This window comes from Amycolatopsis sp. NBC_01480 (assembly GCF_036227205.1).
GTDB lineage: Bacteria > Actinomycetota > Actinomycetes > Mycobacteriales > Pseudonocardiaceae > Amycolatopsis.
In genome coordinates this window covers 7700754-7715081 of sequence record NZ_CP109442.1, presented here as the reverse complement: position 1 = coordinate 7715081, position 14328 = coordinate 7700754, and the positions used below count along the sequence as shown (strand labels likewise).

Below are 14328 nucleotides of genomic sequence, written 5' to 3'. Positions count from 1 at the left end.
CTCACTCCCCCTCCGCCTGCAGCACCGCGAAGACCACCGGGTCCCGGCGGTCGTTGACCGTGGTCCGCCACGTCGCGATCAGGGCCTCGCCACTGGCGAGCAGCGCCCAGCCGCCGGGTTCGACCCGGCGGACGGTGAGCGCTTGGGTCAGCCCGCCGGTCTTGCGCACGCACTCCAGCGCGCACCAGACCCGGGTGTTGGCCACCGCGGCCGGCTCCCCGGTCTCCGCGACCAGCAGCCTGCCGACGGCGACGAGCTCCTCGCCCAGCAGCCCGGCCCAGTCCTCGCCGCTGCGCTCGGCCACGCTCTCCATGTCGCACGCGAGCTGCCCGGCGCCGGTCACAGCCAGCGTCAGCCCCGCGGTGTGCGACGCGGTCACCGCGAGCCCGTCCGCCTCCGGTCTGCCGTCGGGCCGGTAGCGGATCCGGAGCGGCCGGTCGACGGTGCGGCTCGCCGCGAGCGCGGTCTGGGCCCGCCGCCCGGCGGTGCCCTCGGCCGGGTGGCCGACCGGATCCGGCTCGACCACCACCGACCGCGTCCCGCCGAGCATCCGCTCGCACGCCCGCTCCAGGTGGGAGCCGAGCATCGACGGGACCCACGGCCCGGCACCGTCGCGCTCGCGCACGGCCCGCAGCTTCAGGCCCTCCCAGCGTTCGACGAGGGTGCCGTCGGGGTTGCGCACGTCGAGGTCGTAGACGTAGCTGTCGCCGTCCTGGGCCCGTTCGCGGGCGTCGAGCAGCACGTACTCGTCGTGCTGGGCGCCCGGCTCGGCCAGGTGGAGCTTCTCGATGCCCTGGGGCAGCAGGGTCGCGTTCGGCACGCAGCACTGGATCGCGTGCATCATCGCGTCCCGCGTCCCGGGGTCGGCGAGCAGCAGCTCCTGCGGCAGGAACGGCGCGAACCACGCGACGTTCGCGGTGGTCGCGATCTCCGCGACGGCGTGCCGGGCGACGGCCCTGCGGTAGCCGACGACGCGCTGGAACCGCTTGCCCTGGAACAAAACCGTGCCGTACAGCTCCCGGATCGGCTCCACCGGGACCGCCGGCAGCCCGGTCTCCCGCACCACCGCTTCGCCGAGCACCGGCGGGCGGGCGAAGTTCAGCCGCGCCCGGAAGTGGTCCGCGCCGAACCCGGTCTCCTCGCTGCGGATCACCACGTCCACGGTGTCGGCGTCCCGCACGAGCGCGGCCAGCCGGATCGTGGTCGAGCGGCCCGGCGGGACGACGACGGGCCGGAGGAACTCGACGTCCTCGAGGGTGGGGGCGGTGCTCCGGCCGAGCGTCGCCGACGCGACCTGCATCATCGCTTCCATGCCCAGCACGGCCGGGAACAGCAGCTGGCCGTCGAGCCGGTGGTCGGCCAGGTACGGGTCGCTGCCCGCGGACAGCTCCGCTTCGGTGATCAGCTCGACCCCGGGGAAGTGCACGACCACGCGGTCGATGAACCGGGTCAGCGGGAGCTCGCGGCGCTGGATCGGCAGCGTGGGCAGGCCCGCCATCCGGCCGCAGATCACCAGCACCGGCGGGACTCCGGGGCCGGAGACCAGCCGGCGCAGCAGTGGGATGCCCGCCTCGGTCGGGATCGGCGTGATGCCGTCTCGCCGGAGCGCGCTGACCACCCCCAGCCGCTCCCCCATGCCGGTGCCGGACCAGACCGACCACTCCAGCGCGATCGCCCGCGCTCGCGGGTGCTCGCGGCCGAACCGCACGGTCGCCTCGGTCATCCAGTCGTTCGCCGTGGAGTAGTGCGCCTCGCCGCGGAGGCCGGCGCGCCCGATGATGCTGCCGAACGTGACCAGCAGCTTGACGCGGTCCTGGTCGACCGCGTCGAGCACCGCGCGGAGCCCGTCGACCTTCGGCGCCAGCGTCCGGCGGAAGGCGTCCTCGGTCAGGGTGGACAACGCCGCCGGCTCGTTGCGGCCCGCACCGTGCAGGACCGCCGTGACCGGGCCGAGGTCGGCTTCGATCCGGGCGACGACGCGGGCCACCTGCTCGGCGTCGGTGACGTCGGCGCGCTCGTAGCGGTAGCGGATGCCCGCCGCCGCCATGCGGCCGAGGTTCTCCGCCAGCTCGGTGTCCTGCTCCGGATCGCTGCGCCCGACGAGGGCGAGGTTCGCGCCGGAGTCCTTCGCCAGCGCCAGCGCGCTCTCCGCGGTGATGCCCTTGCCGCCGCCGGTGACCAGCAGGACGTCGGTCCGGCCGAGGGCCTCCGGGACCGGCCCGGCCGGAGCGGCGGGCAGCGCGGCCAGCCGCGGCACCGTGCGGCGGCCCTCGGCGTCGTAGTGCGCTTCGGCGAAGTCCGTGGTCGCGGCGACCTCGGCGGCCACGGTCGCCGCCGCCTCGATCGCCGCCGGGCCGGCCGGGGCCGGGTCGGCCAGGTCGACGATCGTGGTCTTCGCCGACGGGGCCTCCAGCCGCAGCGTCTTCGCCAGGCCGGACGCGCCGTACCCGTGGTGGACGACGGCGAACCGGGTGCCCTCCGGTGCGGACAGCAGCGCCCGGGCCGCGTCCAGGAACAGCCCCACGTGGCCGGGTTCGCAGTCGGCGGGCAGGCAGAGCACCACGCCGTCCCCCGCGCCCGAACGGGCGAGCGCGGCCCGCAGCGGCTCGGCGAGCGGGTGCCCCGGCGTCGAGAACACCTGCCATTCGGAGGGCTCCGGCCGTTCGGGGAGGTCCGCGGCGGGCCGTGGGGACGGCACCTGCTCGACCGAGAACGGCCGGACCCAGGGGCCGACCCCCGGCACGGCGCCCTTGGCCGCGGAGTGGCCCGGCCCTTCCGTCTGCGCCAGCTCGTCGATCATCCCGGCGAGCTCGCCGAGCCGGACCGTGGCGAAGTTCGGCATGCCCTCCAGGGCCGGCCGGCCCAGCGCCCGGGTGACGTCGTTGACCAGCTGCCCCACCGTGATCGACGACAGGTGCAGGTCGTCGAGCGGGTGGGTGTCGGCGGTGACCGCCTCCAGCGGCAGCTCGACGCGCTCGGTGGCGAGCTTGCGGAGCAGGTCGAGCGTGGTGCCGCTGCCGGCCTCGCCGGAGTCCTCGACGCCGGTGGGCTGCGCCGCCCCGGCCGACGGCTCCGCGGCGAGGCCGGCGTCGATCGAAGGCGCCGCCTCGCAGGGGCTGGCCAGGAACCGGTACACGCCGTCGGCGGGCAGGCCGCGGACGGCCCGGCCCTCGAACAGCCGCGTGGGGTCGACCGGCGCGCCCAGGGTGAACGCCGCGCCGAGCACCCGCAGGAGACCGGCGAGGGAGCCGCTGTCGGTGTCGAACGCCAGCACCGGCACACCCGGCGCGATCTGTTCGAACAGCCCGGTGAGCACCCGGCCGGGGCCGACCTCGACCACCAGGTCGCTGCGCTCGGCGAGCTTCGCCGCCGCCTCGCGGAACCGGACCGGCAGCACGATCTGATCGCGCAGCAGCTCCGGCAGGTTCTCCGCGGCGTGCAGGACGTCACCGGTCACTGTGGACACCACAGGCCGTTCGAGCCGGGCGAAGGCGAACTCGCCGAGCCGCTCGATCATCGCGACCGAGGCGGGTTCGAGCGCCGGGGAGTGGAACGCGTGCGACACCTTGACCCGGGTCGCGTCGAGGCCCGCCGCCTTCGCCGCGGCGATCACCCGGTCGACGGCGGCGACCGGCCCGGAGACCACGGTCTGGCGGGGGGTGTTGTAGCCGGCGATGACGACGTCCCGGCCCAGCCCGAGCGCTTCGGTCCGGGTGGGCGACGCCGCGATGCCCGCCATCGCCCCGGTTCCCGGCGCGACCTCGGTCGCCATCACCCGGCCCCGGATCTTGGCGAGCTTCAGCACGTCGCGCTCGCCGATCGCGCCGGCCCAGTGCAGGGCGGTCAGCTCACCGAGGCTGTGCCCGGCCGCGGTGGCCGCCGCCACGCCGAACGCTCGCAGCACGCGCAACCCGGCGAGGGAGCCGGTGACGATCCGCGGCTGCGCCACCTCGGTCGTGGCCTGGTCGCCCGCCCGCGGCAGCGCCGCGGCGTCGTGGATCTCGCCGGCCGAGGTGAACCGCCGGCGCAGCGCGTTGTCTCCCCCGCGCCCGGAACCCTGGCCGGGGAACAGGAATCCGATCCTCGGCGCGGGCTTGCGCGAGCTCGCGAAGATCCCGTCCGCCTCCTCGAACACCGAGTCGCCGTCTTCGAGCAGGGCGAGCAGCCGGGTCAGTTTCCGCTCGGCCTGCTCGGGGTCCGCCGCGACGACCGCGGCCCGCACCGGCTTGCCCGACAGCTCGCCCGCCAGCGCGCCCGCCAGGTCGGTCAGCTCGGCGAACGACAGCTTCGGCGCCACTTCCAGGAGCGCGGCGAGCTTGGCGCGCAGGGCGGTGACGTCGTCGGCGTCGAAGACCAGCAGCTCGGCGTCCTGCCGTCCGGCGACGAGCGCGCGCGAGCGCTCGTCGACCTCTCGGCGGCGCGGCGCGTCCGGCGCCTCCGCGACCGCGACGTGCGAGTTGATCCCGCCGAATCCCATCGCGGACACCCCGGCGCGCACCGGCCGGTCCGCCGGCCACAGCCCGGCCTCGAGCGGCACGTACATCCGGGCGGAGTCACCGGTCAGCGACTCGTGCGGGTCGTAGTGCCCGGTGGCGGGCGGGATCAGCTGGTGGTGGACGGCGAGGGTCGCCTTGATCAGCCCGGCGACCCCCGCCGCGGCCTTGGTGTGCCCGATGTTGCCCTTGATCGTGGACAGCGCGGCCGGCGCGGCCAGCGGGTCCGCGTCGCGGCGGGCGCCCGAGAGCGCGGCGATCTCCGTGGCGTCGCCGAGCGCGGTGCCGGTGCCGTGGCCCTCGAAGTAGGACACGGTCTCCACGCCGTAGCCCGCGCGGGCGTACGCCCGCTCGAGCGCGAGCCGGTGCCCCGCCGCCTCGGGCCGCGTGATGCCGCCCTTGCCGTCCGACGAGACACCCCAGCCGGCCACGTTCGCGTAGATCCGCTTGCCCTGCTCGATCGCGTCGGCCTCGCGCATCAGCACGAGCATGCCCGAGCCCTCGCCGGGCCAGAACCCGTTCGAATCGGCGTCGTAGACCTTCATCTCGCGCTTCGCCAGCGCGCCGGTCTTCGCGAACCCGATCACCTCGAACGGGTCGATCGAGAGGTCGACGCCGCCGGCCACGGCGAGGTCGAGGTCGCCCTGCACGAGCGAGTTGGCGGCACTGACCACCGACAGCAGCGAGGACGAGCAGGCACCGTCCACTGTGAACCCGCCGCCGGCGAAGTCGAAGTGGTTGCAGACCCGCCCGGCGATGGTGTTCGCCAGCCCGCCGGCGAGGGAGTCCTCGTTGATCTCCGGGAACGGCGCCTTGTACTGGACTTCCAGCTCGCGCAGGAAGTCCGCGGTCTCGTCCTCGCCCCAGTCGCGCCGGCCCAGCGCGGCCGCGACCGTGCGCCGGACGTACGGCCAGCGCAGCCGCAGCGCGTTCGCCCGGGAGAACTCGCCGGTCAGGCTGTTCCCGATGACCACACCGGCGGCCGTCTTCGGCGCGCCCTCGCCGCCGGGGAACCCGGCGTCGGCGAGGGCCTGCGCGGCGACCTCGAGCGCGAGCCAGTGCGTGGTGTCGGTGGCCCGGAAGGTGCTGCCCGCCACCTTGAAGGCGACCCGGTCGAACTCGTAGTCCCGCAGCACGGCGGCCTTCTGCGCGTAGAAGCGGTCCGGCGCGCCGGGGTCGGCCGAGTAGTAGTCCGCCCGGTTCATCCGCTCGTCGGGCAGCCGGCGGAACGCCCGGCGGCCGGCCAGCACGTTCTCCCAGAGCTCGTCGGGGGAACCCGCGTCCGGGTACCGAAGCCCGATACCCACGATCGAAATCCGCTCACCACTCATGCCACCGCACTCCCACTGGCTTCTCGTGCCCGGTGACCGGCCTGGCCCGCCGGTCGCGTATTCATTCCCGTACCCGCGCCCGGGCCGGCCGCGCGCGGCGGCGGGTCCCCCGGTCCAAGGTGGACGGACGTCGTTCAGCCGGCGAACTGCCCCGGCCGCCGGCCCTCGCCGGCCGGGCCGCGGTAGGCCTGCGCGAGGTCGAGCCACCGGTCGGCCAGCCCGCCCTCGGCCCGCACGTCGAGGTCGTCGCGGTGCCGCCGCCGGGTGACCAGCAGGCAGAAGTCCTCGGCGCTGCCGGTGATCCGCTCCGACGAGTCCGGCGGCCCGAACGTCCAGCGGGCGCCCGAGGGCCCGGTGATCTCGAACCGGAACTCGGCCTCCGGCGGCGTGAGGTTCCGGGACTGGTAACCGAAGTCCCGGACCCGGACGGCGAACCCGACGAGGTGGGCCAGCCGGTCGGTGCGGACCGGCCGCACCCCGAGCGCGTCGGCCACGTCCTGGCCGTGCGCGAACAGCTCCATCATCCCGGCGCACGCGAGCACGTACGGCGGCAGCGGGGCCACCAGCCACGGCACGAGCCGGTCGCCCGGCACCGCGGCGAGCGCCTTGATCGAGGCGTCCCGCTCGGCCCGCCACTTCGTGAGCAGCACCTCGGCCGGGTCGTGCTCGAACTCCCCGAGCGCCGCGTTGACGGCCGCGTCGAGCCCGCCGGTGAGCGACCCCGTCATCGCGACGAAGGCCTCCGGCTGCGCCGCGGCCAGCCCGGCGATGCGGAAGATGAAGGCGAGGTGGGCGATCTGGTCCCGCACGCGCCAGCCCGGCGCGGGGCTCGGGGTCTCCCACCCGTCCTCCGCGAGACCGGCCACCAGCGCGTCGACCTCGGCGGCCTCGGCGGTCAGATCGGCGATCACGCCTGTCGTGTCAGTCACCCTGTGCCGTCCTCTCGCGTGGTTCGCTTTCCTTGTGGTGCACCGGCTTGTGGTGCCCCGGCGGCCGCCGCACGCGGTGCAAGGGGGGTACGGCGTGCGGCGGCCGGGGGCAGGCGGACCGCGGCGAGCCGGCCCGCCCGGCCGTCCGGAGCTGCAGTGCTCCGGCGTCCGGTCCGCCTCTGCCGAGCATGGCCGACCGGGACGGGCCGGGTCTTCTCTTCACGGGCGCACCGGGAGCCGGCCGCTCGCCACTATGTCCAATTTGGACACTGACCGGCGGCCCGTGACGGAGCCGTCCGGCGCCGGGGCGCCGTACTTGACCTCGACCCCGCGGTCCTGCAACGCGCGGACGATGCCGGGCACCGCCCGTTCGGCCAGTGCCGCGATCGTCATGGCCGGGTTGACCGTCAGCGCACCGGGCACCGAAGCGCTGTCGGTGACGAAGATGCCGGCGTGGCCGCGCAGCTCGTGGTCGGGCCGCAGCGCGGAAGTCGCCGCGTCGTCACCGATGCGGCAGGAAGCCAATGGGTGCACGGTGTACGCGCCGACGACGTCGTTGGTCCAGGGCGCGACCTTCGCCAGGCCGTCCTTCTCGATGATGGCTTTGCAGTCCGCGTCCGCCAGCGCCCAGCCGTGCCGGGTGTTCGCCGTCGGCTCGTAGCGCAGGGGCCCGCGGCCCAGCATCTGCTGCGAGATGCGGTACGCGTTGCCGGTGGGCGGCGGAGCCCCGAAGACGCCTTCGTTGTCGTCCTCGGTCATCAGGAAGATCGTCAGCCAGTTCGACCACTGCTTGAGGATCTCCTTCTTCTGGGCGCCGAACCATCGCGGCTCCTCGCCGCCGGGGACCTGCGCCAGGATCGTGCCGAGCCCGGGCGGGAAGTACAGCTGCTCCAGGGAATACCGTTCGTACTCCGGCAGCGAGCCGTCGAGCTTGTCCCAGTTCGCCACCGTCGGGCCCTTGCCGATGTGGTTGGCGCCGTAGACCGCGCCGTCCGCGCCGGAGAGCCCGAGCACCTCGCGCACCCGGTCCTCGTCGATGATCGCGGTGTTGAGCCGCTCGCCGTTGCCGGAGAAGTACCGGCCGACGCCGTGCGGCATGGTGCCCAGCGAGGATTCCGAGCGCTGCAGGATCACCGGGGTCGCCCCGGCGCCGGCGGCGATGATGACGATCTTCGCCTCGATCACGCCGCTGCCGGTGTGCACCCGGTAGTCCACTTCGTCGATCAGGTCGAAGTGGACCCGGTAGCCACCGTCCTCGGTGCGCTCCAGCCGCTCGACCTCGTGCAGCGGCCGGATCTGCGCGCCGTGCGCCAGCGCGGCGGGCAGGTAGTTCGTCAACATCGACCGCTTCGCGTCGAACCGGCAGCCGGCCATCATGAAGTTGCAGTTGACGCAGGTGTGGTTGTCCACCGCCACCGGCGCCGGGTTCGCCGTGCGGCCCGAGTGGTGGCAGGCCGCGGCCCACAGCCCGCCCGCGTAGGAGACGTCATTCCAGTCCTGTGTGGACACCGGGATCGACTCCTCCACCCGGTCGTACCACGGTTCCAGGGAGTCCCGGCTGATCTCCGCCGGCCACATCCGCCGGCCGATGCCGCCCCGGCGGTCGAAGACGAACTTCGGCGCCCGCGGCATCGCCGCGAAGTACACCACGCTGCCGCCGCCCACGCAGTTGCCCCCGAGCACGCTCATCCCGTCGCCCGCGACGAAGTCGAACACGCGGGTGTAGGAGGACCCGAGCAGGTAGTCGTGCTCGAACTCGGCCGCGGCCAGCCACGGCCCGCGCTCGAGCACGACCACCTTCGCGCCGCCCGCCGCGAGGTGGTAGGCGGGGATGGAGCCGCCGAAACCGCTGCCGACGATGACGACGTCGGTCTTCTCGATCGCGTTCATGCGGGGCTCCCGGACGGCGTCGTGCCGGGGTGGAGCTCGGCCAGCTTGCGGCCGTAGGAGAACTTCGGGAACCGCCAGAGCCCGTCCGGGTCCGGCGCCCGGTAGCCCAGCGCCAGCAGGCCCGGGTGCCCGTCCCTGATCGCGTCGGCGGTGTGCAGGTGCGCGGCGCTGTCGAAGGCCATGTTGCAGAACAGCGCCAGGCTGACCCACCCCTCCTTCTCCGGGTGGCCGGGCCCGGTCAGCCGCTGCACCAGGGCCCGCCGGTGCTCGTACGGCAGCGCCACGAACGGCGGCACGTCACCGTCGAGCTCCAGCCCGCACTCGCCGGCGTAGGACTTCGCGTGGTCGTTCAGCGACTGCACCAGGTACGGCAGGCCGGCGGTGATGCCGGTGGCCTCGTACCCGACCAGGTCCAGCGCACCGGCCGCCACCGCTCCCGGCCCCGGCGAGACGCCGGCCACCGCGCGATCGCCCGGGAACCGCTTCTCCCCCGGGATGATCGTGTCGGCGTACGCCTCCAGGGTCTCCACCTTGACCTCTTCTTCGCCGTTCACCGGCCTGCCTCCTCAGTCTGTCCGAAGTGGAACTGTCCCCGCCCGCGGTCACGCCGCGAGGGGCTTGCCGTCCTCGGCCGGAGCCGGCTGTGCCTCGGGTTCCCGCACCCGCGCCGCGGCCCGCCCGGCCTCGAACTTGATCCGCGCCTTGTTCGAGAAGTGCAGGCTCCACAGGAACATCCCGCGGATCAGGCAGACGCTCGCCGTGGCGAAGAACAGCCCGTAGGCGATGTGCGCGGCCACGAAGAACCCGTACATCAGCGCGACCCCGGCCCCGAAGGCGAACTGCGGGACCGGCTTCGAGGGCGACGTGCCGGGGTCGGTCACCATGTAGTTCGTGTAGAGCACGAACGCGATCCCGGTGCCCATCGCCAGCGCCCCGGGGATGGCCGTGCCGAACAGCACCCCGCGCAGGACCGCCTGGACCACGAAGAACGACAGCCAGCCCGCGATCAGCCACATCCGGCCGGTCAGCAGCGAGTTGAGCACCGTGCCCGACACCATGATGATCCCCACGATCAGCCAGCCGCCCCAGGTGTCGATGTTCTCCGAGAAGTGGTACGGCGGCGTCATGTTGACCCACGGGAACACCAGCAGCATGACCGTGATCCCGAAGTTGGACGGGTTCATGTAGTGCCGCATCCGGCCGTACACCGGCGCTTGCAGGACCCACTTCGCGCCGACCGCGACGACGACCCCGAAGACCATCGCCCAGACGTGGTCGTTGACGTAGGTCAGCATGTTCAGCGCCAGGGCGGTGATGTGGGCGGGCAGCAGGAACTCCGCCAGGCCCTTGAACCCGTTGCCGCGGAACCGGACCTCCCGGCCGGTCACCCGGGCGTTGATGGTCTCCAGCAGGAGCTCCGTGGCGTACGCCGTCGCCAGCGCGATGAACGGGTACAGCCACGGCTGCTCGAACCCGAGGAAGGTGTAGCCGGCGATGTTGAAAATCGTGATGGAGATGGCGAAGCGGCGTAGGGCCGTGGTGACCTTGTTGGTCCGCTTCGGCGGTGCAGTGTCCGCTGTCGTCGCTATGGGCGTCGCCATGACCTCACATCTCTTCCTTCGCCTGGGAACCGAGCCGGAACGCGTGGCAGCCCGGCGCGAGCTTCAAGTCCTGGCTGCGCAGCTGCCCGGTGCGGTCCCGCCATTGCAGGTGCACCGCGAGCGGGCCGGCGACGTCCGGGCCGAGCCCGATCTGCACGTCGAAGCTGCGGCGGCCGGAGTGGCCGCTGCTGCCGTCGACCCGGCCCAGGTACTTCTTGCCGTCCGCCGTGGTGACGGTGGCCTCGGCGCCGATCGCCGGCGAGCCGGCCGAGGGCAGCGGGCCGGGCGCCACGGGGGCGTCGGTGGTCAGCTTCAGCTGCAGGAACTTGCCGGTCTTGGGACTGTCGTTGTGGTAGAAGACCGGCTCCGCCCACTGCCGCGCGACGGCGAACTCGGGCAGGCCGTCGCCGTCCGCGTCCCCGACGCCGATGCCGCGGGTGGGCACCGGGACGGCCAGGCCGAGCTTCGGCGCGAGGTCGACGTAGGTGCCGTCCGAGCGCTTCACGAAGAAGTGCAGCGCCTGGTCGCCGGCGAGGTCGTCCCCGGGCTGGGCGTTGGGCCACCAGAACGGGTTCGACGTCACGCCGTCGTTGGCCACCGCCAGCTCCTGCAGCTGGGGCCACCGGTTGACCTGGCCTTTGATGAACCCGGTCGCCTGGGCGATCTGGACGTCACCGCTGTTGTCGAAGTCCTCGATCTTCGGGTCCCAGCCCCAGCCCGACCACGCCGTCCCCGTGTCCCCGCTCTCGTCGTGGAACGGGGCCACGCCCTGCCGCAGCCGGCCGCGCAGGTCCGCGATGTCCTTCGCGGTGTTCACGAACTGGAGGTTCGACTCCTCGACGCCCCACGAGGTCGTGATGTTGCTGACGAACAGGTCGTAGAGCCCGTCGTGGTTGAAGTCCCCGAAGTCCACGCCCATGCCCTTGAACGAGTCGTTGCCGAGCACTTTGGACTTCGGCTCGGACGGCCCGCGGACCCCGGTGACCTCGCCGAATTCCAGGTGGCCCGGCCGGGACTTGTTGTAGAGCAGGTGGTCGTGCCCGAAGTCGTTGGCGATGTAGAGCTCGGGCAGGCCGTCGGCGTCGATGTCGGTGGCGCTGGCGCCCAGCGACCACCCGGTGCGGTCGCCCTCGGGAATGGCGTTCGAAGCGTCCGCGAACGACACGGTCGGCTTCGTCCCCGCGGTGGCGCCGGTCCAGCGGTAGAGGTACTTGCCGCCGCCGTTCGTCGCGTGCGACATCGACTGGTTCATCGTGATGCCGCCGTCGGCGTTCGGGTCGAGCACCTTGCTGTCCGGGAAGTAGTTGCCGATGAAGACGTCCACGTGCCCGTCCCCGTCGAAGTCGCCGATGGTCGCGGCGTTGCTGTTCCACAGTGGACCGTTGTACTTGCCGTCCGGGCCGCGCTTGTTCCCCGGCACCAGCTCGACCGGCTCGTAGGCCGCGGGCGAGAGCCCGGTGGCGCCGGCCTTCTGCAGGAACACGACCGGCGTGCGGCCCCAGTAGTAGACCAGGATGTCCATCCGGCCGTCCTCGTTGAAGTCGCCGGGGACGCAGCCCATCGGGGCCATGTAGTCCCACGTCGGCAGCGGCGCCGGGTCGAGCGCGAACGGCGGGTAGCGATGGTCGCCCGGTCCCGGCGTGGGAGTCACGACGACCTGGTCGCTGCGCGGGTCCACCAGGCAGAGGTCGTTCGCCTTCCCGTCGCCGTCGAGGTCGTTCATCGCGATCGCGGCACCGGTCGACGACATCCAGGCGGAGATGTGCTGGTACTGCTTGTTCAGCGTCCGGACGTACTGCGACTTCGCCGCCGCGGGGAGCGCGATCGTCATCGGCGTGAAGCGGAACCGGTCCGCCATCCGGTCCTGTTCGGCGGCCGAGACGCCCGGCAGCCGGGCGACGAAGAACAGCGTCAGCATCAGCGCGATCGCCACTATGCCCGCCAGCTGCCGGCGCAGCCGGTGTGAGGTCCTGCTCATGTGTTCGCACCTCCGTGGGTCAGCACCGCGCCGGCGATCCGCTGCCGCCAGACTTCGAATGCCGGGAGCTCGCCGTCGGCGGACACGGCCGGGCGCACCTCCCGGGTGATCGCCGCCGCGCGTTCGGCGGACAGGCCGCACAGCGCGCGGGTGGCGACGTCGGTCTCGGGCAGCAGCAGGCCGGCGCGAACCCGGGCGTCGGCCGCGAAAGCGCTGCCCTGGGCCAGTTGCCCGCGGTGCTCGCCCGCACGCCGGGCGAGTTCGCCCAGTTCCTCCTCGCTCGCCCCGCAGGCATACGTCGCCGCCAGGCCGATCCCGGCGTAGAGGTCACCGTGGCGGGCCGGGTCGAAGCCGGCGACCGTCCTGGTCACCAGTCCGACGTCGGTGCCGCAGACGAACCACAGCGCGCGGCCGATGCCCTGGTCGATCGCCCGCAGCGCGTAATCGCCGTGCCTGCGCGACGGCCACGGGAAGCCCGGCTCCCGGTACTGCTGCCGGACGTACTTCCCGGTCTTGAAGTACGCCTGGTGGAAGCCGTAGCCGTCGAGCACCAGCCAGCGCAGCAGCGGGTCGAACCGGTCCGCGGCAGGCCAGGCGAAGCGCGGCAGGCGCGCCATTGCCCAGCCGGCGCCGACCAGGACGATGTACTGCTGCAGTTCGCCACCGGGACGGGCCAGGAAGCCGCCGACGTGCTCGCGTCCGCCGAAAGGCAGGCCGTCGAGCATCGCGTAGCCCATTCCCGCGCCCTCGTACGCGAACCCTCGGAACTGCACCGGAATGCGCCCCAGCCACTCCTCGCACTGTTCGGGGGTGCGCGCCTCCATAGCGTGCGCATAACCGAGCAAGAATTTCTTTCCCACTGTTTCCAGCAACTCCCGGGACTGCGGGCTCTTCACGTGGAACCCACGTTTTTCCAGCGAAGTCTCGGAATCATCAGGGGTGAGTATCCGGCGCCTCAACCCGCGCCAACCGTCGCCCAACGCACTTCCCCCTCACGGGTTGCCATTTGTTTTTCGAGGTCCGTTCCACGATCACAGGTGGCGCGGGCCGCGGTCTACTCCACGTTTGCCGCCGGCGGCGGAACGGCGAAATCAGCCTGCGGCCCGGCGCGCGGCGGGCCGGAATTCCGCCCGGATCCCCTCGCGCCAGAGCTCGTAGCGCGGCAGCGGGCCGCCCTCGTCCTCGCCTCGCGCCTCGGCCCGGTCGGAGACCTCCTGCAGCGCCGGCACCGAACGCCCGGTGAGCACCTCGGCGGCGAGCCGGGTGTGGGCGGGCACATGCCCGGCGTAGGTCCGGGCCTTGACCGCGAACACCACCCCCAGGGCGAGTTCGTCGTAGTGTTCCCCGGCCGCCCGCGGCAGCTGCCCGAGATCGGCCCGGCCGGCCCCGCCGGCGAACGTCGCGGCGAGCCCGACCCCGCTCCACAGGTCCGGCCGCCGGCGCCCGGCGAACCGGCCGACCGCCTCGGCCACGGCCGCGGGCCGGCCGCCGTGGATGAACCACAGCGCCCGCCCGACGCCCTGGTCGAACGCGCGGCCGAAGTACTCCGGGCACCCGGCCCACGGGTACGGCTCGGGTTCGGCCTGCTCGCCGACCCACCGCCGGGTGTCGAAGTACGCGCGGTCGAAGCCGTAGCCGTCGACGGCGAGCCAGCTCATCACCGGGTGGTAGGGCACCCCGGAGAGCTCGGGCAGGACGTTCTTCCACAGCGGCCGCGGAAGCCGCGCCATGGCGAAGCCGATCCCGATGTAGGTCAGGAAGATGTGCGGGCGGGCCGGCCCTTCGAGCAGCTCACGGGTACGGTCGCGACCGCCGCCGGGCATGGAGTCGAGGATGGTGAAAGCCATCGTCGCGCCTTCGTAGGCGAAGCCGCGCTGCTCCGGTTCGATCAGGGCGAGGCGGCGCTCGACCTCCCACAGCGAAGCCCCTTCGACGGCCCATTCGAAACCGCAGACGACCGCTTGGGGCACCGCCTCCAACCGGGCCGTCGCGTCGGTGCGGGCGACCGGGAAGCCGCGTCCGGCGAAACCGACCGCGGCGAAGGTGGGCGAGAGGAATCGCTTGCGCAGCACGCCGATCAGGGTGGACATCGTCGAGGCCGTCCTT

General features: G+C 73.1%; 8 protein-coding genes. All 8 read right to left on the bottom strand.

Going from position 1 to position 14328, the window contains the following annotated elements:
• Window position 1: 1 nt before the first annotated feature.
• The 8 genes from OG371_RS36360 to OG371_RS36325 all read right to left on the bottom strand — a co-directional run bounded on the left by OG371_RS36360 (window position 2) and on the right by OG371_RS36325 (window position 14312).
• On the bottom strand, window positions 2–5824 hold the full coding sequence (locus OG371_RS36360) for a type I polyketide synthase (protein ID WP_329060303.1): 5823 nt from the start codon (window positions 5822–5824) through the stop codon (window positions 2–4).
• A 134-nt stretch (window positions 5825–5958) separates the two neighbouring features.
• A complete protein-coding gene (locus tag OG371_RS36355; protein ID WP_329060301.1) occupies window positions 5959–6753 on the bottom strand; it encodes a TIGR03084 family metal-binding protein in 795 nt (264 codons plus the stop codon).
• Window positions 6754–6972: 219 nt separating this feature from the next.
• Complete coding sequence (locus tag OG371_RS36350) at window positions 6973–8643, bottom strand: GMC family oxidoreductase (protein WP_329060299.1); 1671 nt, start codon at window positions 8641–8643, stop codon at window positions 6973–6975.
• On the bottom strand, window positions 8640–9197 hold the full coding sequence (locus tag OG371_RS36345; protein ID WP_329060297.1) for a DUF5987 family protein: 558 nt from the start codon (window positions 9195–9197) through the stop codon (window positions 8640–8642). Before OG371_RS36345 ends, OG371_RS36350 begins: the two co-directional genes overlap by 4 nt.
• A 48-nt stretch (window positions 9198–9245) precedes the next feature.
• Complete coding sequence (locus OG371_RS36340; RefSeq protein WP_329060295.1) at window positions 9246–10244, bottom strand: enediyne biosynthesis protein; 999 nt, start codon at window positions 10242–10244, stop codon at window positions 9246–9248.
• Window positions 10245–10248: 4 nt separating this feature from the next.
• Window positions 10249–12222, bottom strand: coding sequence for a CRTAC1 family protein (locus OG371_RS36335; RefSeq protein WP_329060293.1), 1974 nt, complete (start codon window positions 12220–12222; stop codon window positions 10249–10251).
• Window positions 12219–13181 (bottom strand): DUF1702 family protein, encoded by a 963-nt coding sequence (locus OG371_RS36330; protein WP_329060291.1) that lies wholly within the window; start codon window positions 13179–13181, stop codon window positions 12219–12221. Before OG371_RS36330 ends, OG371_RS36335 begins: the two co-directional genes overlap by 4 nt.
• A gap of 132 nt (window positions 13182–13313) precedes the next feature.
• Window positions 13314–14312, bottom strand: coding sequence for a DUF1702 family protein (locus tag OG371_RS36325; protein WP_329060288.1), 999 nt, complete (start codon window positions 14310–14312; stop codon window positions 13314–13316).
• Window positions 14313–14328: the final 16 nt, after the last annotated feature.